General features: G+C 69.1%; 22 protein-coding genes. 12 read left to right on the top strand and 10 right to left on the bottom strand.

Going from position 1 to position 23,050, the window contains the following annotated elements:
* The first annotated feature begins 146 nt into the window (after positions 1 to 146).
* On the top strand, positions 147 to 2,957 hold the full coding sequence (gcvP, locus tag AB0H54_RS32445) for an aminomethyl-transferring glycine dehydrogenase (protein WP_357350710.1): 2,811 nt from the start codon (positions 147 to 149) through the stop codon (positions 2,955 to 2,957).
* A 73-nt stretch (positions 2,958 to 3,030) separates the two neighbouring features.
* Here the strand turns inward: gcvP and AB0H54_RS32440 are convergent, their stop codons facing one another.
* On the bottom strand, positions 3,031 to 3,636 hold the full coding sequence (locus AB0H54_RS32440; RefSeq protein WP_357350708.1) for a TetR/AcrR family transcriptional regulator: 606 nt from the start codon (positions 3,634 to 3,636) through the stop codon (positions 3,031 to 3,033).
* Between the two features lie 73 nt (positions 3,637 to 3,709).
* Here AB0H54_RS32440 and AB0H54_RS32435 point away from each other — a divergent pair, with 73 nt between their 5' ends.
* On the top strand, positions 3,710 to 5,188 hold the full coding sequence (locus tag AB0H54_RS32435) for an ABC-F family ATP-binding cassette domain-containing protein (protein ID WP_357350706.1): 1,479 nt from the start codon (positions 3,710 to 3,712) through the stop codon (positions 5,186 to 5,188).
* The gene (locus AB0H54_RS32430) at positions 5,181 to 6,029 is read left to right on the top strand and encodes a virginiamycin B lyase (RefSeq protein ID WP_357350704.1); all 849 of its coding nucleotides are present in this window, start codon (positions 5,181 to 5,183) and stop codon (positions 6,027 to 6,029) included. Before AB0H54_RS32435 ends, AB0H54_RS32430 begins: the two co-directional genes overlap by 8 nt.
* Here the strand turns inward: AB0H54_RS32430 and AB0H54_RS32425 are convergent.
* The 4 genes from AB0H54_RS32425 to AB0H54_RS32410 form a co-directional block, all read right to left on the bottom strand.
* Positions 6,018 to 7,079, bottom strand: coding sequence for a hypothetical protein (locus tag AB0H54_RS32425; protein ID WP_357350702.1), 1,062 nt, complete (start codon positions 7,077 to 7,079; stop codon positions 6,018 to 6,020). The two genes, AB0H54_RS32430 and AB0H54_RS32425, sit on opposite strands and share 12 nt — an antisense overlap.
* Before the next feature lie 126 nt (positions 7,080 to 7,205).
* Positions 7,206 to 8,795 carry a VWA domain-containing protein gene (locus AB0H54_RS32420; protein WP_357350700.1) on the bottom strand — a complete coding sequence of 530 codons (1,590 nt, stop codon included), beginning with the start codon at positions 8,793 to 8,795 and terminating at the stop codon, positions 7,206 to 7,208.
* 190 nt (positions 8,796 to 8,985) lie between these two features.
* Entirely contained in the window at positions 8,986 to 9,240 is a 255-nt protein-coding gene (locus AB0H54_RS32415) for a WhiB family transcriptional regulator (RefSeq protein ID WP_357350698.1), read from the bottom strand.
* Positions 9,237 to 9,779 (bottom strand): HNH endonuclease, encoded by a 543-nt coding sequence (locus AB0H54_RS32410; RefSeq protein ID WP_355278453.1) that lies wholly within the window; start codon positions 9,777 to 9,779, stop codon positions 9,237 to 9,239. Before AB0H54_RS32410 ends, AB0H54_RS32415 begins: the two co-directional genes overlap by 4 nt.
* Positions 9,780 to 10,166: 387 nt before the next feature.
* Here AB0H54_RS32410 and AB0H54_RS32405 point away from each other — a divergent pair, with 387 nt between their 5' ends.
* Positions 10,167 to 10,865, top strand: coding sequence for a DUF4232 domain-containing protein (locus AB0H54_RS32405; protein ID WP_357350696.1), 699 nt, complete (start codon positions 10,167 to 10,169; stop codon positions 10,863 to 10,865).
* Positions 10,866 to 10,883: 18 nt separating this feature from the next.
* Here AB0H54_RS32405 and AB0H54_RS32400 read toward each other — a convergent pair whose 3' ends face one another.
* Positions 10,884 to 12,098 (bottom strand): MFS transporter, encoded by a 1,215-nt coding sequence (locus AB0H54_RS32400; RefSeq protein ID WP_357350694.1) that lies wholly within the window; start codon positions 12,096 to 12,098, stop codon positions 10,884 to 10,886.
* Between the two features lie 85 nt (positions 12,099 to 12,183).
* Between AB0H54_RS32400 and AB0H54_RS32395 the strand changes: the two genes are divergently transcribed.
* On the top strand, positions 12,184 to 12,636 hold the full coding sequence (locus AB0H54_RS32395; protein ID WP_357350692.1) for a helix-turn-helix domain-containing protein: 453 nt from the start codon (positions 12,184 to 12,186) through the stop codon (positions 12,634 to 12,636).
* Between the two features lie 61 nt (positions 12,637 to 12,697).
* Here AB0H54_RS32395 and AB0H54_RS32390 read toward each other — a convergent pair whose 3' ends face one another.
* The gene (locus AB0H54_RS32390) at positions 12,698 to 13,981 is read right to left on the bottom strand and encodes a helix-turn-helix transcriptional regulator (protein WP_357350690.1); all 1,284 of its coding nucleotides are present in this window, start codon (positions 13,979 to 13,981) and stop codon (positions 12,698 to 12,700) included.
* A gap of 379 nt (positions 13,982 to 14,360) precedes the next feature.
* Between AB0H54_RS32390 and AB0H54_RS32385 the strand changes: the two genes are divergently transcribed.
* Together AB0H54_RS32385 and AB0H54_RS32380 are read left to right on the top strand one after the other, a co-directional pair.
* Positions 14,361 to 14,648, top strand: a complete 288-nt coding sequence (locus AB0H54_RS32385) for a hypothetical protein (protein ID WP_357350688.1) — start codon at positions 14,361 to 14,363, stop codon at positions 14,646 to 14,648.
* Positions 14,645 to 15,349 carry a DUF3865 domain-containing protein gene (locus AB0H54_RS32380; protein WP_357350686.1) on the top strand — a complete coding sequence of 235 codons (705 nt, stop codon included), beginning with the start codon at positions 14,645 to 14,647 and terminating at the stop codon, positions 15,347 to 15,349. The genes AB0H54_RS32385 and AB0H54_RS32380 overlap by 4 nt, the downstream gene beginning before the upstream one ends.
* Before the next feature lie 46 nt (positions 15,350 to 15,395).
* Here AB0H54_RS32380 and AB0H54_RS32375 read toward each other — a convergent pair whose 3' ends face one another.
* On the bottom strand, positions 15,396 to 16,685 hold the full coding sequence (locus AB0H54_RS32375) for an acyl-CoA dehydrogenase family protein (RefSeq protein WP_357350684.1): 1,290 nt from the start codon (positions 16,683 to 16,685) through the stop codon (positions 15,396 to 15,398).
* Positions 16,686 to 16,687: 2 nt separating this feature from the next.
* On the bottom strand, positions 16,688 to 17,347 hold the full coding sequence (locus AB0H54_RS32370; RefSeq protein WP_357350682.1) for a TetR/AcrR family transcriptional regulator: 660 nt from the start codon (positions 17,345 to 17,347) through the stop codon (positions 16,688 to 16,690).
* Between the two features lie 246 nt (positions 17,348 to 17,593).
* On the opposite strand from AB0H54_RS32370, the gene AB0H54_RS32365 reads away from it, so the two are divergent.
* From AB0H54_RS32365 to AB0H54_RS32355, 3 genes are all read left to right on the top strand, one after another.
* On the top strand, positions 17,594 to 19,771 hold the full coding sequence (locus AB0H54_RS32365) for a malate synthase G (protein ID WP_357350680.1): 2,178 nt from the start codon (positions 17,594 to 17,596) through the stop codon (positions 19,769 to 19,771).
* A gap of 260 nt (positions 19,772 to 20,031) precedes the next feature.
* Positions 20,032 to 20,235, top strand: coding sequence for a hypothetical protein (locus AB0H54_RS32360; RefSeq protein WP_357350678.1), 204 nt, complete (start codon positions 20,032 to 20,034; stop codon positions 20,233 to 20,235).
* A gap of 11 nt (positions 20,236 to 20,246) precedes the next feature.
* On the top strand, positions 20,247 to 20,762 hold the full coding sequence (locus AB0H54_RS32355) for a hypothetical protein (RefSeq protein ID WP_357350676.1): 516 nt from the start codon (positions 20,247 to 20,249) through the stop codon (positions 20,760 to 20,762).
* Positions 20,763 to 20,861: 99 nt separating this feature from the next.
* Here the strand turns inward: AB0H54_RS32355 and AB0H54_RS32350 are convergent, their stop codons facing one another.
* Positions 20,862 to 21,479, bottom strand: coding sequence for a DUF3024 domain-containing protein (locus tag AB0H54_RS32350; protein ID WP_357350674.1), 618 nt, complete (start codon positions 21,477 to 21,479; stop codon positions 20,862 to 20,864).
* On the opposite strand from AB0H54_RS32350, the gene AB0H54_RS32345 reads away from it, so the two are divergent.
* Both AB0H54_RS32345 and AB0H54_RS32340 read left to right on the top strand, forming a co-directional pair.
* Entirely contained in the window at positions 21,372 to 22,238 is an 867-nt protein-coding gene (locus tag AB0H54_RS32345) for a type VI immunity family protein (protein WP_357350672.1), read from the top strand. The genes AB0H54_RS32350 and AB0H54_RS32345 overlap by 108 nt on opposite strands.
* Positions 22,239 to 22,355: 117 nt before the next feature.
* Positions 22,356 to 22,772 (top strand): zinc ribbon domain-containing protein, encoded by a 417-nt coding sequence (locus AB0H54_RS32340; RefSeq protein ID WP_357350670.1) that lies wholly within the window; start codon positions 22,356 to 22,358, stop codon positions 22,770 to 22,772.
* The last annotated feature ends 278 nt before the right edge of the window (positions 22,773 to 23,050 follow it).

The following is a 23,050-nucleotide window of genomic DNA, read 5'->3' as shown; positions in this document are numbered from 1 at the left end:
AAAGCGGTGGCTGCAGGCTGCCCGCCCACGGGGAAAGGGGCACGGCCGTCCGCGGTCGGGTCACCGAATCTCTCAGGCGCCACGACAGAGGGGGAGGGCTGGTACCCGTCGACCGCCTGGTCGACCCGCCCGACCTTGGAGCTGCCGTGACCCGTTCGTTCGCCGACCGCCACATCGGACCCGATTCCGACGAACTCGCCCGGATCCTCGCGACCGTCGGCGTCGAGTCCCTCGACGCGCTCGCGACCACGGCGCTGCCCGCGACCATCCTCGACGAGTCCGGCCTCGGCGCGCTGCCCGCGCCCGCCACCGAGCACGAGGTCCTCGCCGAACTGGCCGCGCTGGCGCACTCCAATACCGTCGCCACCTCGATGATCGGCCTGGGCTACTACGACACGCTGACCCCGCCGGTGCTGGTGCGCAACCTGCTGGAGAACCCGGCCTGGTACACCGCCTACACCCCGTACCAGCCCGAGATCAGCCAGGGCAGGCTCGAGGCGCTGCTCAACTTCCAGACCATGGTGTCGGATCTGACCGGCATGGACGTCGCAGGAGCCTCCATGCTCGACGAGGCCACCGCCGCCGCCGAGGCGATGACGCTGCTGCGCCGCGCGGGCAAGTCCAAGTCGAACCGGCTGCTGCTCGACGCCGATCTGTTCCCGCAGACCAAGACCATCATCGGCACCAGGGCCGAGCCGCTGGGCATCGAGCTCGTCGAGGCCGACCTGTCCACCGGTGTGCTGCCCGAGGGCGAGTTCTTCGGCGTCATCGTGCAGACCCCCGGCGCGTCCGGCCGGATCGTCGACTGGACCGCGCTGTGCGCCGCCGCCCACGAGCGCGGTGCGCTGGTCGCCGCGGGCGCCGACCTGCTGGCGCTGACGCTGATCACCCCGCCCGGTGAGCAGGGCGCCGACGTGTGCTTCGGCACCACCCAGCGCTTCGGTGTGCCGATGGGCTTCGGCGGCCCGCACGCCGGCTACCTCGCGGTGCGCACCGCCTTCGCCCGGCAGCTGCCGGGCCGGCTGGTCGGCGTGTCGGTCGACGCCGACGGCGCGCCCGCCTACCGGCTGGCCCTGCAGACGCGCGAGCAGCACATCCGCCGCGAGAAGGCCACCTCCAACATCTGTACCGCGCAGGTCCTGCTGGCCATCGTGGCCGCCATGTACGCCAGCTACCACGGTGCGAACGGGCTGCGCGCCATCGCCCGCCGGGTGCACGCGCACGCGGCGGCCGTGGCCTCGGGCATCGGTGCGGCGCTGGTGCACGACGCCTTCTTCGACACCGTCCTGGCGCACGTCCCCGGTGGCGCGGAAGCCGTTGTCGCCAAGGCGAAGTCGCAGGGCATCAACCTGCGCCTGGTCGACGCCGACCACGTGGCGATCGCCTGCGACGAAGCCACCACCGACGCGCACGTGGCCGCCGTCGTCGAATCCTTCGGCACCGCACAGGCTCCCGACGCGAGCGCGGGTGCCGAGCCCGCCGCGATCGAGTCCCGCACCTCGGACTACCTGACGCATCCGGCGTTCACCCGCCACCACACCGAGACCGCCATGCTGCGCTACCTGCGTTCGCTGTCGGACAAGGACATCGCGCTGGACCGCAGCATGATTCCGCTCGGTTCCTGCACTATGAAGCTCAACGCGACCGCCGAGATGGAAGCCATCACCTGGCCCGGCTTCGCCCGCCTGCACCCGTTCGCGCCCACCGAGGACGTGCCCGGCATCCTGAAGCTGATCGGCGACCTCGAGCAGTGGCTCTCGGAGATCACCGGCTACGACGCGGTGAGCCTGCAGCCCAACGCCGGCAGCCAGGGCGAGTACGCGGGCCTGCTCGCGATCCGCCGCTACCACCTCGATCGCGGCGACGACCACCGCGACACCTGCCTGATCCCGTCCAGCGCGCACGGCACCAACGCGGCCTCGGCGGCCATGGTCGGCATGCGGGTCGAGGTCGTGAAGTGCCGCGAGAACGGTGACGTCGACCTCGACGACCTGCGCGCCAAGATCGCCGACCACGCCGACCGGCTGGCCTGCATCATGATCACCTACCCGTCCACGCACGGCGTGTACGAGCACGAGGTGGCCGAGCTGTGCGCGCTCGTGCACGACGCGGGCGGTCAGGTCTACGTCGACGGCGCGAACCTCAACGCCCTGGTCGGCCTGGCGCGTCCGGGCCGCTTCGGTGGCGATGTCAGCCACCTGAACCTGCACAAGACCTTCTGCATCCCGCACGGTGGCGGCGGTCCCGGCGTCGGCCCGGTCGCGGTGCGCTCGCATCTGACCCGGTACCTGCCCGGCGACCCGCGCGAGACGGGCTCGCACGCGGTGTCGGCGGCGAACTACGGGTCGGCCTCGATCCTGCCGATCACCTGGGCCTACATCCGGATGATGGGCGCCGACGGCCTGCGCGCGGCGACGCTGACCGCGATCGCCTCGGCCAACTACATCGCCCGCCGCCTCGACGCCTACTTCCCGGTGCTCTACACCGGCGAGAACGGCATGGTCGCGCACGAGTGCATCCTCGACCTGCGCGAGATCACCAAGCAGACCGGCGTCACCGTCGACGACGTGGCCAAGCGCCTGGCCGACTACGGCTTCCACGCGCCCACCATGAGCTTCCCGGTGGCGGGCACCCTCATGGTGGAGCCCACCGAGAGCGAGAACCTCGAGGAACTCGACGAGTTCATCGCGGCCATGATCGCGATCCGCGGCGAGATCGACCAGGTCGGCGCCGGGGTGTGGCCGGTGACCGACAACCCGCTGCGCGGCGCACCGCACACCGCGGCGAGCCTGGTCGGCGAGTGGGACCACCCGTACAGCCGTGAGGTCGCGGTCTACCCGCGCGGCATCGGGCACACCCGCCCCAAGGTGTGGCCCCCGGTGCGTCGCATCGACGGTGCGTTCGGCGACCGCAACCTGGTCTGCTCCTGCCCGCCGCTGGACGCGTACGAGGACTGACGAACTCGACAGAGGGCCCCGCCGAAATCAGTTCGGCGGGGCCCTTTTTCGCCGTCGGCCGCCCGCTACGGGATCACGGTGCCTGCTCGCCGGTCAGCAATCCCGCGCGGGCGAGCGTGATCGCCGCATCGGCGGCCTGGTGCGCGTGCGCGGTCGTCACGGGCTCGTGGGTGACGAACAGCCGGTGGAACAACGGCGCCACCGCGAACCGGACGACCTCGGTTCCGGCTACCTCCTGGCCGAGTTCGCCGCGCGCGATCGCCCGGTCGACGATCACCGCGGCTTCGGCGTGTCGTGCCGCGTAGAAGGTCCGCAGGGCCTCGGCCGCCGCGGGATGTTGCAGACCCGCGGTGACGAAAGCCGTTGCCACCGGACCTGATTCGGGGTCGGTGAACCCGGTGCGCACGAGCTCGGTGAGGGCGCGCAGATCGCCGGTGAGGGTGCCGGTGTCCGGGATGGCCCACGATCGGCCCGCGGCCAGGTCGAGCGCGTCGGCGACCAGGCCCTCGGGGCTCCGCCAGCGCCGGTAGACGGTGGTCTTGTGGACCCCGGCCCGTTGCGCGACGGCGTCGACGGTCAGGCCCTGGTAGCCGTGCTCGGCGAGCTCGGCCGTCGTCGCGTCGAGGACGGCCTCCCGCACTCGGGCGCTGCGCCCACCGGGGCGCCGTTGCGGTTCCAAAATCTACTCCTGTTGCGTTAGTGGTCGAGTGTCCGTATGGTTAAAGCTACACAAGTTGCGATTGGAGCGCTGTTTGACCACTCAACTGACCTTGCGGGGCGTGTCGAAGTCCTACGCGGACCGGCCGGTACTCGACGCGGTGACGGCGACGATCCGGCCCGGCGAGCGGATCGGCATCGTCGGGGAGAACGGCTCGGGGAAGTCGACCCTGCTGCGGCTGCTGGCAGGCGCCGAGCACGCCGATGCCGGATCGATCACCGTGACCGCCGAGGGCGGGCTCGGCCACCTCGCCCAGACCCTGTCCGGCGACACCGTCGAGGCGGCCGTCGAGCAGGCGCTGGCGGAACTGCGCGGGCTCGAGCGCGCGATGCAGGCCGCCGCCGAGGCGCAGGACATGGAACGCTACGGCGCCCTGCTCACCCGGTTCGAGGCCCGCGACGGCTACGCGGCCGACGCCAGGGTGTCGGCGTCGCTGCACGGACTCGGGCTGGGCGGGATCGACCGGTCGCGACGGCTGGACAGTCTCTCCGGCGGCGAGCGGGCCCGGCTCGGCCTGGCCTGTCTGCTCGCCGCGTCGCCGGAGGTACTGCTGCTCGACGAGCCGACCAATCACCTCGACGAGAGCGCGCTGACCTGGCTCGAGGAGCGGCTGCGCGGCCATCGCGGCACGGTCGTCCTGGTCTCCCACGACCGGATCTTCCTCGACCGCGTCGTGACCGCGATCCTCGAGGTGGCCGACCGCGGCCTGACCCGGTTCGGTGGCGGTTACAGCGGGTTCCTGACCGAGAAGGCGGCCGCGCGGATGCGCTGGGAGCAGGAGTACGCCCAGTGGCGCGCCGAGATCGGCCGGCTGGAGGAGTTCGCGACGACGACCGCGGTGCGGGTCGCGCACGGGCGGGCGATGACCGACAACAACAAGATGGCCTACGACCGCAACGCGGGCCGGGTGCAGAGCTCGGTCGCCTCCCGGGTGCGCCGGACCGCCGAACGCCTGCGCCGCCTGCGGGAAGATCCGGTGCCCTGCCCGCCCGAACCCCTGCGCTTCCGTGGGCGATTCGCGGCGGCCGGATCGGACACGGAGTTCGCGGTCGGTCCGGTGACGCTGGGCGCCCGGGGACGGCTGCTCATCCACGGACCCAACGGCGCGGGCAAATCGACCCTGCTCGACGCGCTGCACGCGACGGCGCCCGGCCGGGTCGGCTACCTGCGGCAGGAGGAGCGATTCGAGCCGAACCACAGCGTCACCGAGGCCTACGGCTTCGGCCGGGCCGCGCTGCTGGCGACCGGGCTGTTCGCGCCCGAACTGCTGGATCGTCCGGTCGGTACGTTGTCGGAGGGCCAGCGACGCCGACTGTCCCTGGCGCGGGTGCTCGCGGGCGACCACGATCTGCTGCTGCTCGACGAACCGACCAACCACCTGTCGCTGACCCTGGTCGACGAGGTGGAACGCGCGTTGCACGACTACCGGGGCGCGGTCGTGGTCGTCTCGCACGACCGGGCGCTGCGCAGGCGATTCCGGGGAATACAGAAGGGAATCGAAGACTTTGGCTGACATCGTACAAGTGATCGACGTGCCCGGAGCGCCCTACGGGGTGACGGCCGGGCCGGACGGCGCGGTCTGGTTCACGCTGGTCGCGCAGGGCGCCCTCGGCCGTTGCGCGGGCGGCGAGGTGGAGATCTTCCCGCTCGACCCGGCCGACGGGCAACCGACCGTGATCGTGACCGGACCGGACGCGGCACTGTGGTTCACCGAGTTCCGGGGCGGACGGCTCGGCCGCCGCACCCTCGACGGCGTCGTCACGAGCATCGCGATGGACGGGCCCTACGGCGTGTGCGCCGGCCCCGACGGGGCGCTGTGGTTCACCGCGTTGCAGGCGGGCCGGGTCGGGCGGCTCGGTGCCGACGGCACGGTCGAGCACGTCGACGTGGACGGGATGCCGTCGATGATCACCCCGGGAACCGATGGGGCACTGTGGTTCACGGTGAACCAGGGCAATGCGATCGGCCGGATCGACCGCGACCTCACGCTCACCCTGTTCCCGCTGCCCACACCCGCCGCCGCACCGGTCGGTATCACCGCCGGTCCCGACGGCGCGGTGTGGTTCACCGAGATCGGAGCGGGCGCGATCGGGCGCATCGAGACCGACGGCACCGTCACCGAATTCGCGCTGCCCGACCCGGCCGCGCGCCCGCACGCGATCACCGCAGGCCCCGACGGCGCGCTGTGGTTCACCGAATGGGCGAGCGGCACGCTCGGCCGGATCACCACCGAGGGCGAGCTCGACCACCTGCCGCTCCCGGGGAAGGAACCGCACGGACTCACCGTCGACGCCCGCGGTCACCTCTGGATCGCGATGGAATCCGGTGCGCTGGTGGAGGTCTCACCCGGCTGAGGACCGCAACCGCTCGAGCAGGGCGCGCAACCCGGGCGCGGTCGGTGCCGTCGCGGCATCGATCGCGCCCAGCGGCATCTCGAGCATCCGCAGCGGATAGCCGTCGCCGGTCACCACGCCGGTGTCTGCGAAACCGAAGGCCGCGAGCAGGCGCGCGACGCCGGTTCCGGCGTGCTCGGTCTGCGCGTAGACCCGGGTGGTCGGCCGGGTGGGATCGGCGGCGTGGATGTCGAGCAGGACCTCGGCCAGATGGTCGATGTAGATCTGCGAGATGGTCAGCGGGCTGGCGCCGAGCCTGCCCCGGAACCCGCGCAGCAGCCCGACCGAGAACAGCACCACCGCGTCCGACCACTCGCCCGGCCTGCTCAGGTGCAGACCGCGCAGCTGCGCGTCGGTCAGTCCGCCGGTGCGGCAGTAGGCGGCCTCGCCGAGCCGGTTCAGCGGCAGGATGCAGGAGAATCCGACCGGGACGAAGGTGCCGTCGACCTGGGCCTCGATCAGGCTGTACGCCAGCGGATTGACCTGGTGCACACTGAGATTGCGCTGCCTGATCACATCGAGCGGGGTGGCGAAGCCGGACCGGGCGAAGGCTTCCCGGTTGATCTGGCACAGCGTGTCCAGGTCGCGGTCGTCGAGATGGCGGACCCGGTAGTCGAGCTGCGGGGTCGCGTCGGTGTCGCCGGTCATCCGTCTCCCATAGTGCGAGGTGAGGTCGGGCAGCAGCCCGCTGTCGTCGATGATCCCGGCCAGCACGTCGATGGGCTCCCGGCCCGCGAGCCTGCCGACCGCCAGGGACAACCCGCGCAGCCCGGCCGCGATCACGACGGTGAACAGGACGAAGCCGAGCCAATCGCTGTTGGTCACCACCGGCAGCGCGTCGATGCCCCGCTTCACCGGGTCGGCGATCTCGAGCGAACTGAACACGCCTGCGGTGGCCGTACTGGCGGTGAGGATGTAGTGGTTCGGCTTGCGCGCGGCCAGGATGACGGCGCGGTCGACGCGTTCGCGCCAGTGCCGGAACGCGACTCGCGCACCGTGGTTCGTCGCCATCACTCGTCTCCCCGCCGCGGATCGGACCGAACGCAGTGGGTTGCGAGTACCCGGCGGTGCGGTGATTCACACCACCGATTCCGGCCGCGCGAGCGAATGATGGTGTCCGCGCGGCCGTTCGGGGCGTCAGGGTGTGGTCAGTGCCTTCACCACGGCGGTGCCGAAGCCGAGGTCGTTGCTCGTCGGCAGCCGGGTGTAGGTGCCGCCGGTCTGCTGCGCGAGGGTCTGCAGGGTCTGGGTGCCCTGGCCACCGACCACGACGACGTCGATCCGGACGGGCTTGCCCGCGGTGGTCGCGGCGGTGATCTCGCTGACCAGCGCGGGCCCGGTCAGCGTCGAGTCGTCGTCGGGACCGTCGGTGATGATCAGGATCGAGTTGGTTCGGCCGGGGGAGTAGGCCGCGACCGCGGCCCGGTAGGCGGCGAGCAGGCTCGGGTAGGCCTGATCGCTGGTGGTCTGGGTCGCCTTGGTGCTGGTGACCGCCGTCCCGACGGCATTGCGCTGCGTGTCGGTCAGCAGGCCGGTGGGGACCTGGACCTTGTACGGCGTGGTGCCGTCGAGGTTCTTGCCGAAGGTCCACAGCCCGAGGCCGAAGTCCGGCGGCATCACGGTCAGCGTCGAGGCGAGTGCCGCGCTCGCGTTCGCGAGCCGGGTGGTCGATCCCTCCGCGGTGCCCATCGACGATGACACGTCGAGCAGCACCGTCGCGTTCACGCCGAGCACCGGGTTGGCCAGGGTGGACTGGACCTTCTGCAGTGCCGCCTTGTCCGGGTTCGGCGGGGCAGAGCCGATGGCCGGGCCGAACCCGTCGGTGGCCAGCGCGCCCGCCTGCTCGGGAGCCCGCAGGAAGTCGATGAAGCGGGAGGCGATGAGGTTCTGGGTCTTGTCGACCCAGGGGCCCGACAGCAGCGCGGCGGGATAGTCCGCCAGCGGCGCGGTCCCGACCGGCCGGAACGCGGTCAGCCCGCCGGTGCCCAGCTGCTGGGCGGTCGCGGCGACGGCGTGCACCTCGTCGGCGGTGGGGTCGGTGGTGATCGCGGCCATCGCGGTCATCAGGTCGGCGGGCGTCTGCGCGCCCGCGGCCAGCCCGGAGATCGCGGCCACGACCTGACCGGACCCGGCGGCCTGCTCGGTGAGCGGCTCGGTGCCCGAGATCGCGGCTCCGATCGAGGCGGCCGCCGCGGTGGTGGCGTCGCCTGTGGGCAGTGCCATCCGCAGGCCGCCCCAGCCGGCCAGGCCGACCTCGTCGAGGGAGCCCTGCTGCAGGCGGGGCAGGTCGGACCAGGCGACCTGATGCTGTTCGAGGGCCTGGCGCAGCGCGTCGGGCACGGCGAGCACGATCGGGCTGGTGGCGATGGAGGCGGGCGTGCCCTCGATCAGGCCGGGCACCCGGACCAGTTCGATCGACCGGGTCGAATCGGCGATCCACAGGCCCGGCTTCGGGCCCAGCGCCGGATCCCACTTCCCCGGATCGGCCAGACCCGCGACCAGCGCGGCCGACGGCCGGGCCGACACCTCCACCCGGGCGCAGTGGTCGCGCACGCGCGGCTTGGTCGCGTTGTAGCGCTCGGCGGCGGCGCGCACCGGGCCCGCGATCGCCGGATCGACGGTCACGTCCAGCGACGCCGGTCCCTCGACACATTCGGCGGCCGCCGCGACGTCGGTGCTCGCGGCGCGGTCGCTGAGCTGGAACCACGCGAAGACGGCCACGATCACCAGAACGAGTACCGATGCCGCGATAACCGGACCTTTGCTGATGGTTCGAGATCTGGTCCCGCTGCGATGAGTACCCACGTGGCAAGTTTAAGGACTCGTGACCCGGCCGCCGCACGGTGTACTCCGGTGCGCATCGGTGCAGGTCACGGCGTAGGGCCGGGTGTCACGACGGACACCCGGCCCCGGCCGGTCACTCGCGGATCACGCGCCCGCGGTCGTATTCACGGCCGCCCCAGACTCCCGACTGGCCGGTCTGCGCCGCGTACTCGGTGCACCCCGCGAGCAACGGGCAACCGGCGCAGATCCCGCGGGCGTAGTCGAAGTCCTGCGACGGGTACGGGAACCAGGCCTCGTGGTTCGGGTCGCCGCGGCAGGCCGCCCGGTGCCACTGTCCGGAATCGGACAGCGTCAGCAGTTCGGTCAGGGCGAGGTCGGTGGTGGTCACGGCGCGTACTCCTTCCAGATCCGGCGCTGGGTGCGGGCCAGCGGGTCGGGAGCCTTGGGCTCCCACAGCAGCCGCATCCCCGCTTCCTCCGGGGTGCGGTCGGCCTTGCTCGTATTGCAGGGGCCGCAGCAGGCGATCAGGTTGCCCCAGGTGTTCGGTCCGCCCCTGCTGCGCGGGCGGATGTGGTCGACGGTCTGCGCCCAGTCGTCGCAATAGCCGCAGCGGTGCCGGTCGCGGCGCAGGACACCGGCCAGCGTGGCGCGGCTGTCCTCACCGACCGGGGCGACGTGGCCCAGGTAGACGTAGCGCAGCAGCCGGATCGTCTCCGGCAGCCCGATGACCAGGTGCTGGGACCGGATCGGGAACCGCGGCGCCCGCTCGATGACGGTCTCCGCGGCACCGCTGATCAGCAGTGTCACGGCCCGGTCGGCGGTGATCTCGTCGAGGGCTTCGTAGCTGGCGTTGAGGACGAGCACCCTGGTGCGTATCCAGGTGTCGGACGTGGGCGCCATCGGGTCGACGGCATGACGGATCGTCATGGGAATCACCATGTTTCGAGAGATGTGCGAACGACGGTCGGAGTCGAGTGGGATTACCGCGTCAGTGCGCGAACCGGAGACGGGCCATGGCATCGGGGCCCGCGCTCGACGCGCTGTGGGCCGAACCGGCGCGGCGATAGGTCTTTTCGGACTGTCGCAGTGGCGCAAGGGTTTTCATGGCCGTCTCCTCCTCTCGGGGTATCTCGTCGGTGTCGCCTTGTCGCGAATGACCGGCGTGGAATTCATGGTGGCATACGGCGCGCCGGATGTCGGCTGATTTATTTCCGGTAACGCTCCGATACCGACGGAAACCTCGAACCGGCAGGTCGCGATACATTTTCGGGGTGAGGTGCCCGTCGGGCGCACCGAACGCGAGGAGTGGTGCTCATGCGGACAGCGCTGATTCCGGCCATCGTGGCCTGCGCGGTGGTCCTGCTCCTTCCCGGCTGCGACAGCGATTCCGGCGGTACGAGTGCGCCCGCCGATCGGCCGAGTCCGACCCTGCCCGCACCCGGCCCGGCGTCGTCGGTCCGGACGAGCGCGGCGGGGCCCGCGACGCTGGTGCCCCCGGCCGCCCTGCCCGCCCCGTCCCGGGGCCCGGCCGTGTCCTCGGCGCCGGCGGCCACCGGCGGTCCGACCAGTCCGCCCGGCGTCGCGCTGCCCGATACCGCGCCCGCGTGCGCCGACGGTCAGGTGCTCGTCGGCGGCGGGCCGGTCACCGCGGCGGCCGGGCACCAGGGGCTGACCTTGCGCTTCTGGCTGGTCGGGGCCAGCGGGCCCTGTTCGCTGACCGGCTATCCGGGCGTCGACGCGATCGGGGACACCACCGCGAACGCGACCCGCACCCTGCGCGGCTACCTGGGCGGACTGCCGCCCGATCGGAGCGAGCCGGCGACCGTGGTCCTCACCCAGGACCACGGTGCGCAAGCCGTCGTGGAGGGGACCACCACCGACGCCTCGGGCAACGCCTGCCCGGCGTACACCGGGTTGCGAGTCACCCCGCCCGACACCACCGACACCGTCCCGGTGTCCGAGGCGCTGTCGGTATGCGATCTCGCGGTCCATCCGGTCATGCCGATGAGCTGATCGGCGGTGCCGGGTCGATCATGTCTGCGGGCACGGAACCCGCTGCACCGGAACGGATTCCGCTCGCTCGCCGAGACGGAGCTGGGCCAGTCCCCAGACGGCGAAACCGCACAGGGCGTAGCCCGCGCCGAACCCGCACGCGGCCCACCATCCCCACGCGGTGTACGCCCAGGCGGTGGTGACCGCGCCCAGCGCGGAGCCGGCGGAATAGAACGTCATGTAGGCGCCGAGGACACTGCCGGTGCGGTCCGGGTGCGCGGTGGTCAGCAGGTGCTGACTGGAGACATGCGCGGCTTGGACGGCGAAGTCGAGCACGACGATGCCGGCCACGAGCGGGAGCAGGGTCGGCCCCATCGGGGCGATGAGCAGCCAGGACCCGGCCAGGACCAGCAGTGACCACCCAGTGATCGCCTGCGCGTGACCGGCATCGGCCCACCTGCCCGCCCGGGTCGCACCGAGCGCACCCGCGAGACCGACGACGCCGAACAGCCCGATCTCGGTGGTACCGAGCGACCACGGCGCGGCACCGAGGGGCAGGGCGAGGCCGCTCCAGAGCGTGCCGAAGGACGCGAAGAGGAAGAAGGCGATCAGGCCCCGGCTCCGGAACAGGCGATCGGTGACCACGAGACGTCCCATCGACCCCAGGATCTGCGCGTAGCGCGCGCCGGGCGTCCGGGTGTCCGGGCGCAGAACCGCCCGGGTGACGACGGCGAGCGTCGCGCACGACGCGGCCAGCAGGACGAAGACCGCGCGCCAGCCCAGCGTGTCGCCGAAGACGCCCGCGACCACTCGGGCACCCAGAATGCCGACGACCACCCCCGACGTGACGGCGCCGATGACGCGGCCGCGTTCGCCGGGCTCGGACACCGCGGCCGCGTAGGCGACCGTCACCTGCACGACGACCGCGAACACCCCGGCGACGGCGAGCCCCGCCATCGCGACGACACCGTTCGGCGCGGCGGCCGTGATCGCCGCTCCGACGCCGGTGAGCGCCAGCAGCCCGCCGATCAGCCCCCGCCGGTTCACCAGATCCCCCAGCGGCACCAGCAGGATCAGCCCGGCGAAGTAGCCGATCTGCCCGGCCGCGACCAGCAACCCCACCGACTCGGCCGGCAACCCCAGCTGCGCGCCCGCCGCGCCCAGCACCGGCTGGATCGCGTAGATCGTCGCCACCGCCACGGCGCACACCGCGGCCAGGAGCAAGCGCTGTGGGCGCGCGATTCCGGTGACCATCACTCTCCAATCGGTAGCAAAATGCAACCAATTCACGATAGGGAATAATGGTTTCGAAACGCAACCCAATGCGGAAAGGTGACAGATGACGCCGACGTCCGGCCGCGATCGCGCGTGGACCGACCCCACCTGCCCGGTCGCGCGCACCGTCGACCTGGTGGGCGATCGCTGGAGTCTGCTCATCGTCCGTGACGCCATGGACGGCCCCGGCTCGTTCACCGAGTTCCGGCAGCGGCTCGGGATCGCCCGCAACATCCTCGCCGACCGGCTGCGCAGGCTCGTCGACGACGGCATCCTCACCACCAGTGCCACCCCGAGCGGCAAGCGGCACGTCTACGAACTCACCGCCGCCGGGCGGGACCTGTTCACGACGATCGTCGCGCTGCGTCAGTGGGGTGAACGGCACGCCTTCGCCGACGGTGAACGGCACTCGACCCTCGTCGACCGGGACGGTCGGCACGTCGCTGAGCTACACCCTCGGAACTCGTCCGGAACACCGATCACCGCCGCGACCACCACCGTGCGCCGCGTGGAATGAGGGCTGTGCGCCGAGTACTGGTTGTCCGGCGCGGTTGGCGAGGAGTGTTGTGCATATTTCGTCAAGGCTTCGGCGACCATGAGCGGCTTGCAGTGCGTGCGCTCGGCACGGTGGTGTCGGATCCGATCAGTTCCCGGGTCGCGCGCACCTCCCGGCATTCCGAATACGCGGGTGGGACGCCGTCGAGTACCTGGAGGGCGCGCCGCGGGATCTGCCCGGTACGAAACCCTGCCGGCAAGCGATCCCACATGTCGGTGATCGTCCGGCAGCCTTGCTCGAGGTCTTTGGCGCCTAGGCACAAGGCGGCCTGGTCCAGCTGTAAAAGGGCCTCTCCGACCTGGTCTTGGCGACTGAACGGCAGTTCGAGCGCTCGTGTCCGCAGTGGATCGGCTTGACTCTTCATGCCGATCATCGTCAGTGCATTGGACTGGTGCCAGCGCAGGAAGTATTCCGTGACGTGAAGACCATCGGCCACCGTCTCTGTGTCGGGGAGAGCCGCGAACATCCGATCGGCATTTCGGACTGCGTCCAAGGTCTCGCGCCGTCGACCCATCCGAGCCTGGACGCCCGCCTCCGCCAGATAGCCGAAGACAGCCGGGGCATTCGCGTGACCATTGCCCCCACACGATTGAGCTAGGCGCGCGGCCGCGAGTCCTGACTTGAACGAATGGCCATAGCAGGCGCACGCGTCGCAAATGTGCCCAGCGATCCATGCCTCGACCTCGATGTCGCCGGCTCGGCGGGCGGCGCGACGCGCGACGCTGAACCATTCGAACGTGTCATCCACTCCAGCAACATCATTGAGGCGGATAGCGATGAAACCGGCATTCTTGGCGAAGGTTCGGTGCAGCCGACGCTGAACATCTGCGGCGGAACTGGTAAGCAGACAGGCTTGGATGCGGGCCAAGTCGATCATGCGCGCGGGGATGTACTCCTCAGGCGGTGCGGTGTAAAGCGCGAATCCGCTTTCCTCGGTGAGCTCTTCGAGCAGGTCGAGATATGCCGTAGATGGCTTCCTGTTCGCTGACACACGGTGATCACTGGTCGGCTGCCCGGCTGTCGAGACGGGCAAGGACAGGAACACGGCGCCGGCCGCCGCGGAGCTCAGAAAATGGCGTCGCTCCACTATCTCCTCGAATCGGGGTGTCGGGCCCGGCTCTGGGTCCGAGTAATCGTGACCGAAACCGAGCCGGTCTGGTCTGGTGCGATACAGCTGGCACAGCGCGTCCAAATAGCGTGGGGTCGGGGTGTCCATGCCGTTCTCCCACTGCGACAGCCGCTGATGGGCAAGGCCCGATCCGTCGGTTTGCAGAATGTCTTTCAGCAACCCGACAACCTCGACCAACGTGTAGCCCTGCGCTGTGCGGTGGGCTCGTAGAAGCGAAACACCGCAGTGCCGGTGGACTGCGAGCGCGGCTTCATAGGCCGAACTTCCCGACGCTGTGGCCGCCCGGGCCACTCGGCGTCCACACGAACTGTTGTGCTCACTATTACTCACGCCGCTGGCCTTTCTGGCATAAGTGCTTCTGCGTCTGCTGTGTCACACAGGGTTCGAGGGTATCGCCGGAGAACTGCGCGTGTCGACGTTGTGACGCCGCGCTGCACGCATCGCGTGCAGCGCGGTCACGGCCAGCGTAGATCCGTTCCACATGCCCTTATCGCGACCCTCTGAATGTCATCCTCGAGACGGCCGGGCAATCAGCCCCAGACGAGCAAGGTGACCCATGGAGCGCAACACAGAGGTAAGCGAAACAACCCGTGAGGCAGTGGAATACGTCCCGGTGCCATCGATTGTTCGACTGGCACCGGCACTGCCCTGGACGACCGGGCTGTTGAGCGCGTTCATCAGCGACGTTTGGGCGACGCCGGGTCTGGCACTGGCAGTGATCGCGGCCGTGTCGACAGTCGAGGTGCTGTTCGTCCACGCGAACCCACGGACGGCCCGAAACCTGAAGAACGCACTGGTATCACGGCGTTTCCAACGCCGGACACGGAGGGAAGAACAGCAATGACCGAACAGGACTACTTCACACGGGCCAGGGTTGTCATCCACTACGACCACATAGCTGTCGACCCCGCTCGCAACCCTGCGATCAAAGCCGCGGCCACGTTGTCCCCGGCCCAACTGGGCTGGATGATCGCTCAATACACGTTTCTGACCAAAGCGATCGTCGGAATACTGTCCACCGCGAAGGAGAACCTGAGTTGTTGGCCGGAGGCCGCGACGGAACTGGAGCGCAATATCGCGGAGGAACTTGGTGACGGTCATCCGGATCGTGAGCACTTCACGATGTTCAAGCGAGGACTCGAGGACGAACTCGGGATCGCAGTGTCGGCGGCGGTACGATGGCCGGTCACCGAGACCTTTCTGGGGGCGTTGACACGCGCGATGTCCGACCACCGTCCGTTCGTCGTGGCGGGCGCCGTTTACTCCATCGAGGCCACCGCGGTGGAGGAGCTGAAGATCGTCCGAACGCTGATCGGCGAATATGCCAGGCTTTCTGGAAATCTCGTAGTTCGACCCGACGGGTTGATCCACAAGTTCCTGGAATCCCACATCTGCGGTTTCGAACCCCAGCACGAGATGGGACTACGCCAGGTCGTCGGTGGCCGGCTTCGTGCCGAGAATGATGGCAGGCACTTCCTGGCCGGCTGCAAAATGGTGATGCGCGCGATGGACAACTGGTGGGCCGGGCTGGCGACTGCTCCTTGACGGTTGCGGACGACGAGGGTTCGCGAGCCGACCCTCGTCCTCCCGATCAGAGGTTGCCGACCTCTCGTTCGAGCCTGCGGGCCACGAGGTCGCGGGCCTCCTCGCGGAGCGTGGGCCGGAAACCGGTGGGGTACACCGGATCCGCGGGCGAGTACTGCTTCAGGACTTCCTTCGCGAGGGTGATCTTGTGGACCTCGGTCGGCCCGTCGGCGATCGCCATCACCTCGGCGTAGGTGGTCATGTCGAGGAACGGGAGGTCGGTGCTGACCCCGAGGGCGCCGTGCAGATGCAGTGCGCGGCGGGCGATGTCGTTCATGACCGTCGGCATGGCCACCTTGATGGCGGCGATGTCCTTGCGGACCGCGCGGTAGTCCTGGGCCTGGTCGATGCGCCAGGCCGTGCGCAGCACGAGCAGGCGGAACTGCTCCATCTGGATCCAGCTGTCGGCGATGCGCTCCTGGGTCATCTGGAAGCCGCCGAGCACCCCCTTGCGGGCCGGGCGCGAGACCGCGCGCTCGCACATCATGTCGAAGGCCTTGCGGACCAACGCGACCGTGCGCATCGCGTGGTGCACGCGGCCGCCGCCGAGGCGAGTCTGCGCGACGACGAAACCGGCGCCCTCCGCGCCGAGCAGATGATCGGCGGGTACCCGGACGTCGGTGAACCGCAGGTGCCCCTCGTGTTCGCTGAAGCCGGGCACGGTGAAATTGCGCACCAGTTCGAGGCCGGGGGCGTCGGCCGGGACGATGAACATCGACAGTCGCAGATGCGGTTCGGCGTCGGGATCGGTCACCACCATCACGATGTGGAAGGTGGCGAACTCGGCGGCGGAGTTGAACCACTTCTCGCCGTTGATGACCCACTCGTCACCGTCGCGGACCGCGGTGGTGTGGAAGGCGGTGGGGTCCGAGCCGCCGGTGGGCTCGGTCATCACGTAGCAGGAGCCGATCTCGCCGTCGAGCAGCGGCTGGAGGTACTTCGCCTTCTGCTCCGCGGTGCCGAAGTGCGCCAGGATCTCGGCGTTGCCGGAATCCGGTGCCTGACAACCGAAGACGAGCGGCGCCCACATCGACGTGCCGAGTACCTCGTTGAGCAGGGCCAGCGAGAGCTGACCGTACCCGGGACCACCCAGTTCGGGGCCGAGGTGGCAGGCCCACAGGCCCTGGTCCTTGACCTGCTGCTGCAGCGGCCGCATCAGCGCGCGGATCTCGGGGTTGGTCCGGTCGTAGGGGTTGGGGTAGAGCAGATCCAGGGGCTCGACCTCGGTGCGGACGAACTCCGCGACCCAGTCGAGCTTGCGCTGGTACTCCGGGTCGGTCTCGAAATCCCACGCCATGATCAGCCTTTCGGATCGGTGTCCGTGGCGCTGAGCCCGGACAGGATGGTGTCGGTGAGGATGTCGGCGATCTCGGCGGGGGAGTGCGCACCGCGTTCGCGATACCAGAAGCCGAGCGAGTTCAGCATGCCGAGCAGGCCGTTGGTGACGACGTGATCGGCGGTGCGCAGCCGCCCGGTGGCGTGCCCCGCGTCGATCACCTCCTGCCAGCGGTGCTGGAGGCGATCACGCAGCCGCTGCAGCTCGACGGCGCGTTCGCCGGTGAGCGCGCCGGCGTCGCGCAGGTGCACCGCGACCGCCCGGCGATGGGTGACGATCAGCTCCACGTGACTGCGGATGAGCAGGCGCACTGTCTCGACCGGGTCGGTGCTCGCGTCGGCGAGGCGCTCGGCGTCGGCGAGCAGCAGGCGGGTGTAGTCGGCGAGGATCTCCCACAGCAGCTCTTCCTTGGAGCCGATGTGGTAGTACAGCGCGCCGCGCTGGACATCGGCCCTGGCACCGATCTCGGCGACGCCGGTGCCGTGGAAGCCGCGCTCGGCGAACAGGTCCAGCGCGGCGGCCCGGATGCGGTCGCGGGTGTCGGCCGCGCCACGATCGGTGGCCGGTGGGCGGCCACGGCGGCGGACCGGGGCGACGGGTTCGCCGGGTCGCGCGCCGTCCACCGTGCCTCCACTCCGCCGGGCGACCTGGGACGAGCCGCCGAGAAATGTTCCGGTCAGTACATTAATTCTCCGGGTGCCTACAATCAAGGGGTGGGCCGCCACGCCCACGCGTCGACCTCGGCGTCTCGGCGTGGCGGAATGGACGGCGGTTCCACGGCGTTCGAACCCACACGAGGTGTCACCACTACCCACGGGTAACATGACATCGACTTTTCCCACCCGGCTTTCTCAAAAGTGAGGCAGTAGATGACAGAGCGGATTCAGGTCGGCGGGCTCCAGGTGGCCAGCGTTCTCCACGATTTCATCGAGAACGAGGCGCTCCCCGGTACCGGCGTAGATTCCGCCGCGTTCTGGGCCGGAGCCGAGCAGGTCATCAACGACCTCGCCCCGCGCAACCGCGCCCTGCTGGCCGAACGCGACGAGATCCAGGGCAAGCTCGACGCCTGGCACCAGGAGAGCCCCGGCGCCGGCTACGACAAGGGCGCCTACAAGCAGTTCCTGACCGAGATCGGTTACCTGCGCCCCGAGCCCGCCCCGTTCCAGATCGGCACCGGCAACGTCGACGCCGAGATCGCCACCACCGCGGGCCCGCAGCTCGTGGTGCCGGTGATGAACGCGCGCTTCGCGATCAACGCCGCCAACGCGCGCTGGGGTTCGCTCTACGACGCGCTCTACGGCACCGACGCCATCTCCGAGGCCAACGGCGCCGAGAAGGGCACCGGCTACAACCGCGTGCGCGGCGACAAGGTCATCGAGTGGGGCCGTAACTTCCTCGACGACGCCGTCACCCTGATCACCGGCTCGCACATCGGTTCGTCGTACTACAAGATCGTCGACGGCGAGCTCGAGATCGGCCTGGAAGACGGCACCGACATCGGCCTGGCCGACCCGTCGCAGCTCGTCGGCTACCTGGGCGACCCCGAGGCCCCGACCTCGGTGTTGCTCAAGCACAACGGCCTGCACATCGAGATCCAGATCGATGCGAACTCGCCGATCGGCTCGACCGACACCGCCGGTGTCAAGGACATCGTGCTCGAGTCCGCGCTCACCACGATCATGGACTTCGAGGATTCGGTCGCCGCGGTCGACGCCGAGGACAAGGTCGTCTGTTACCGCAACTGGCTCGGCCTGAACAAGGGCGACCTGGCCGAAGAGGTCACCAAGAACGGCAAGACCTTTACCCGCACCATGAACCCCGACCGCGTCTACACCGCGCTCGACGGCTCCGAGCTGGTGCTGCACGGCCGCTCGCTGCTGTTCGTGCGCAACGTGGGCCACCTGATGACCTCCGACGCGATCATCGACGCCGAGGGCAACGAGGTCCCCGAGGGCATCATGGACGGCCTGATCACCTCGCTGATCGCCGTGCACTCGCTCAACGGCACCGCGAAGCTGGCCAACACCCGCACCGGCTCGGTCTACATCGTGAAGCCGAAGATGCACGGCCCCGACGAGGCCGCGTTCACCAACGAGCTGTTCGGCCGGATCGAGGACGTCCTCGGCCTGACCCGCAACACCCTCAAGGTCGGCATCATGGACGAGGAGCGCCGCACCACGGTCAACCTCGCCGCGTCGATCGAGGCCGCCAAGGAGCGCGTGGTGTTCATCAACACCGGCTTCCTGGACCGCACCGGCGACGAGATCCACACCTCCATGGAGGCCGGGCCGATGGTCCGCAAGGCCGAGATGAAGGCCCAGACCTGGATCGCCTCCTACGAGGACTGGAACGTCGACACCGGCCTGGCCAAGGGCCTGCCCGGCAAGGCCCAGATCGGCAAGGGCATGTGGGCCATGCCCGACCTGATGGCGGGCATGCTCGAGCAGAAGATCGTGCACCCGAAGTCGGGCGCCAACACCGCGTGGGTGCCCTCGCCGACCGCCGCCACCCTGCACGCCACCCACTACCACCTGGTGGACGTGTTCAAGCGGCAGTCCGAGATCGCCAAGGGTGGCCCGCGCGCCACCGTCGACCAGATCCTGGAGATCCCGCTGGCCCAGTCCACCGACTGGTCCGACGAGGAGAAGCGCCAGGAGCTGGACAACAACTCCCAGGGCATCCTGGGCTACGTCGTCCGCTGGATCGACCACGGTGTCGGCTGCTCCAAGGTGCCCGACATCAACGACATCGGCCTGATGGAAGACCGTGCCACCCTGCGCATCTCGAGCCAGCTGGTCGCCAACTGGCTGCGCCACGGCATCGTCTCCGAGGCCGACGTGATCGCCAGCCTCGAGCGCATGGCCCCTGTCGTCGACCGCCAGAACGCCGGCGACAAGGCCTACACCCCGATGGCCCCGAACTTCGACGCCAGCATCGCCTTCCAGGCCGCCAAGGAACTGGTCCTCGAAGGCACCAAGCAGCCCAACGGCTACACCGAGCCGATCCTGCACCGCCGTCGTCGCGAGTACAAGGCCGCGCAGAAGTAGTGCTGTCGAATGTGTGAAAAGTAGCTCATAGCAGTACTTTTCGCTTGCGGCCCCGCCCCGGAGAAATCCGGCGCGGGGCCGCTGTCTTCACCGGAGATCACCCGGGATTCCGGCTCATCACCCTCAAAACGGTCACAAAAACGGTCACAAAACGAACGTGCTCAACATCGTCCTGAGAAGTGGTCTACCTGCGGATTCACGTCTCTTCTTTGGAGATGACCTGTTCGAGAACCGACGACAGGTAGCCCTGCATCGCGCGGGTGAAGTGGAGCGCCCTGGCCGCCGCGGAACTCGGGCGGCTCGGTGGTGCTAAGCGTCGGCTGCTCAACCTGGTCTGCATCGGCCCCGAATCCGATCAGTATTCAATCGGCACCGACAGCATGAACCACATCCCGCACCCACCCAGCGCCACCGCCGCTTCGCAGGGTGAGCCGGAGGCCATCGCCGAACGATCCCCGCAGTAGCCTGAACCATCGTGAACTACCTTGGATCGATCCGAAATCCCGTGCATGACGGGCTTTTCCTGGTGCTGTGTGATGCGGGGGCGCGGTTCGGTGGCTGGGATGTCCACGGCGACGAGCTCGCCGCTGAGGGCAGCGCGCAATTGGTGCTCGACGGATTGCGCGTCTACGTCGAGGAAGCCCACGGTGACGGCCGCCACGAGGTGCGTCGCAGCGAGGACGGAACTCTGTGGATCTCGCCACCGGCCGAGCCGGGTATCCGCCCGATTCCGGAGGACGGCCTCGAACACGAGCCACGTACCGAAACCCTTCCGATGGGGCTCGTCGATGTGCCGAGTGGAACGCTGGTCCTTGCCCTCGCCTACCCGCCGCTCAACATGACGACCGACGGCGACCACGCGGGCGTTACGCATGAACAAGGCGAACGCCTCGACGTCGTGGTCGGGCCCGGTGTCTTGGTGATCACACGCGAGCGCACCGCCGCGGGCCAGACGGTAGCCCTGCGTTTCCTGCAGCCGCACGGTGCCTAGGCCGGGAGCGTCGGACCAAGGCGGGTGCGGTCACGACGGGCCGTTCGTTAAAACGGTCTTGGTCTCAGTCGGTCAGCGCATCAGCAGCGTAGCTGGTGGTTATCCCCAGGAGATGGGATCGGCTTGTTCGTCGAGGTAGTCGAGGAGGCCCTGGACGTGCGGGCTGGGTGCCAGGGCCTGGTATCGATGGAATTTCAGGTGGCGGTCGCGCCAGTAGAGCGTCCACAGCCCCGTGGTCTTGGCGTGGTGCAGGCAGGCGATGGGGAATCTGGTCCATTCGGGGCTGAGGTCGTCGCGCCAAGGGTCGTCGGCGCGATGATGGTGCGGTAGTGGGCGGTGACGTCTTCGATGCCCCGGCCGGCGGCGGTGTCGGTGCGGGCGCAGGCTACCGTATCGGGTTCGCCGGGCCAGCCGGGCGCGACGGGGCGTAACCAGCGGCGCTGAAGTGCTCGATCCACGGTTGCCAGTTGGAGGCGTGCAGCCATAGGCCGTGGATGAAGACGACAGGGTGTTCGACTCGGTCGTCGGTGTTTCTTCGATCTGGTTGAGAGCGATGCCACGGGCGGCGTCGCCGGACAAACTTCGGGGTCGTCGTGGCAGTATCCGTCCGTGCCGGAATTCCCGCCCCGTCTCCGTGCGCACGTCGAGATCGGCGTGCCGGTACTGCGTGACGGCTGGGTCGCCGTCTTCTACCTGCCCGGCTCCTGTGACCGGCATCGCGTGGCGGTGGCGGAGAGCGTCGCGGAGTATCTGCGCCTGGTCGACAGTCCGGACCTGCGGCTGACCATCGACGAGGAGGGCTATTCGGTCGCGCTGACGGATATGGAGATCGTGGAACGGCTCGCGTACGTCGCGAAGCCGAGTGGTGAATCCGTCGGCTTGTATCTCATGGATCGCGAGAACGGTGTCAGCGGACATCGGTTGCGCTACATGGGTTTCGGTGCCGATGACCCGATCGCGGGGCCGGAAGCGACCAGCCTGTTGTTGCTCACCTACGCCTCGGAGACGGTGGAACGTCTCGGGCTGGAGCGCTTCGCTCGCTTCCACGACGAGGTCGCCGACCGCCTGCCGCTGTCCACCGGCTATGTGTCGCCCGCGTTCCTCGCCGCGACGGGTGCGGGCGAACCGGCCGCCTTCGAGGTGATCCGGGCGATCTGGCGCGAGCATCCCTGTCTCGACATCCCCTACATCTCGCTGGACTGGATGCTGCTCGGTGACCGGATTCGCGGTGCCTACTGGCTCAACTATCTGGCACCGGGAACCGTCGACCCGCCGACCGATCCGGATCTGCTGGTTCGCGAATTATCCAGCGGCACAATGGTGATTCAGGTCGACGGCCCGCCGGATGGCGATCCCGAGCCCTACCGGAGGCTCGCGGAATCGTTCGCGCCGAGAGCGTTTCGGCCCAGCATTCCGTTCCCGGAGTTCGATTCGGAGGACATCGCGGCCTGGTTCGCGCGCTTCGATCCGAGCTAATGGTCCGTTCCGGCGAGTACGGAGCGTTCCAGCCGCGACCGCGCGGCGAACACCATTGGCCCGCGTTCCGCAGGATTCGGATGTGGCAGGCCGGTTCGGTCGCGGCGATCCTGACCCATGGTCGCGAGCGAAGCTGAACGTACTCGGGCCACTGTGCCGGGGTATCTGCTCGCGGGACGGGTGCGTTGCGATCTGTGTGGCCGCCGGATGCAGGGCGAGACGATCCGTGAACATCCGTTCTATCGGTGTCGGGCTAAAACTCTCACCCGGGGCAGTGGGGTCCTGGCTACTCATCCCCGCACGGTCAGCCTGCTCGAGGATCACCTCATCGCACCGGTCGATACCTGGATCGTGGGACTGTTCGACCGTCGCCACCGCGAGAAGACCATCGCGGCTCTCGTCGCGGCCCAACCACACGATGACGACGACACCCGGCGGGCGAGCATGCGCCAACGCGTCACCAATGTCGAACTGCCGGAAATTTCCCCAGTGTGTCGGGTCATTTGGAGTAGCTGTATCCGGGGACCCCGTTGAGGGAAGATCACTATCGGGTGAATCGAGTAGTGTCGTCAGTTCTGGGCGTTATTTGAGGATGGGAACAAGTCTGGAAGTGCAGACCGTCGACTTGAAGTTCAGTGCCGCGAGGAATGCTGCTATCACAGTAGCTAGCCCAAGAACGCGGCGCTCGGCGCGGGCCTGGCGGTGTGCTCCCCGCGCTGGTGGGGATGGTCCCGGGCTGGCCCGCTTCTCGGGTTCTGTGTGTTCAATCCCGTACAGATCCGGGCTGGCTCGTCTGCGTCCAGCTCCAACTG

Origin of the sequence: Nocardia sp. NPDC050718, assembly GCF_040654235.1 — a bacterium.
Taxonomy (GTDB): Bacteria; Actinomycetota; Actinomycetes; order Mycobacteriales; family Mycobacteriaceae; genus Nocardia.
Note: the sequence above shows the minus strand (reverse complement) of the source record. Positions and strands in the feature narration are given on the sequence as shown.

Excerpts from the sequence above, each read along its gene's own strand:
- AB0H54_RS32425 (WP_357350702.1), bottom strand. The coding sequence starts at position 7,079 with ATGGCGACGAACCACGGTGCGCGAGTCGCGTTCCGGCACTGGCGCGAA.
- AB0H54_RS32410 (WP_355278453.1), bottom strand. The coding sequence starts at position 9,779 with ATGACGATCCGTCATGCCGTCGACCCGATGGCGCCCACGTCCGACACC.
- AB0H54_RS32405 (WP_357350696.1), top strand. The coding sequence starts at position 10,167 with ATGCGGACAGCGCTGATTCCGGCCATCGTGGCCTGCGCGGTGGTCCTG.
- AB0H54_RS32400 (WP_357350694.1), bottom strand. The coding sequence starts at position 12,098 with ATGGTCACCGGAATCGCGCGCCCACAGCGCTTGCTCCTGGCCGCGGTG.
- AB0H54_RS32395 (WP_357350692.1), top strand. The coding sequence starts at position 12,184 with ATGACGCCGACGTCCGGCCGCGATCGCGCGTGGACCGACCCCACCTGC.
- AB0H54_RS32385 (WP_357350688.1), top strand. The coding sequence starts at position 14,361 with ATGGAGCGCAACACAGAGGTAAGCGAAACAACCCGTGAGGCAGTGGAA.
- AB0H54_RS32380 (WP_357350686.1), top strand. The coding sequence starts at position 14,645 with ATGACCGAACAGGACTACTTCACACGGGCCAGGGTTGTCATCCACTAC.
- AB0H54_RS32375 (WP_357350684.1), bottom strand. The coding sequence starts at position 16,685 with ATGGCGTGGGATTTCGAGACCGACCCGGAGTACCAGCGCAAGCTCGAC.
- AB0H54_RS32365 (WP_357350680.1), top strand. The coding sequence starts at position 17,594 with ATGACAGAGCGGATTCAGGTCGGCGGGCTCCAGGTGGCCAGCGTTCTC.
- AB0H54_RS32350 (WP_357350674.1), bottom strand. The coding sequence starts at position 21,479 with ATGCCGGTCACAGGAGCCGGGCAGGTAGAAGACGGCGACCCAGCCGTC.
- AB0H54_RS32340 (WP_357350670.1), top strand. The coding sequence starts at position 22,356 with ATGGTCGCGAGCGAAGCTGAACGTACTCGGGCCACTGTGCCGGGGTAT.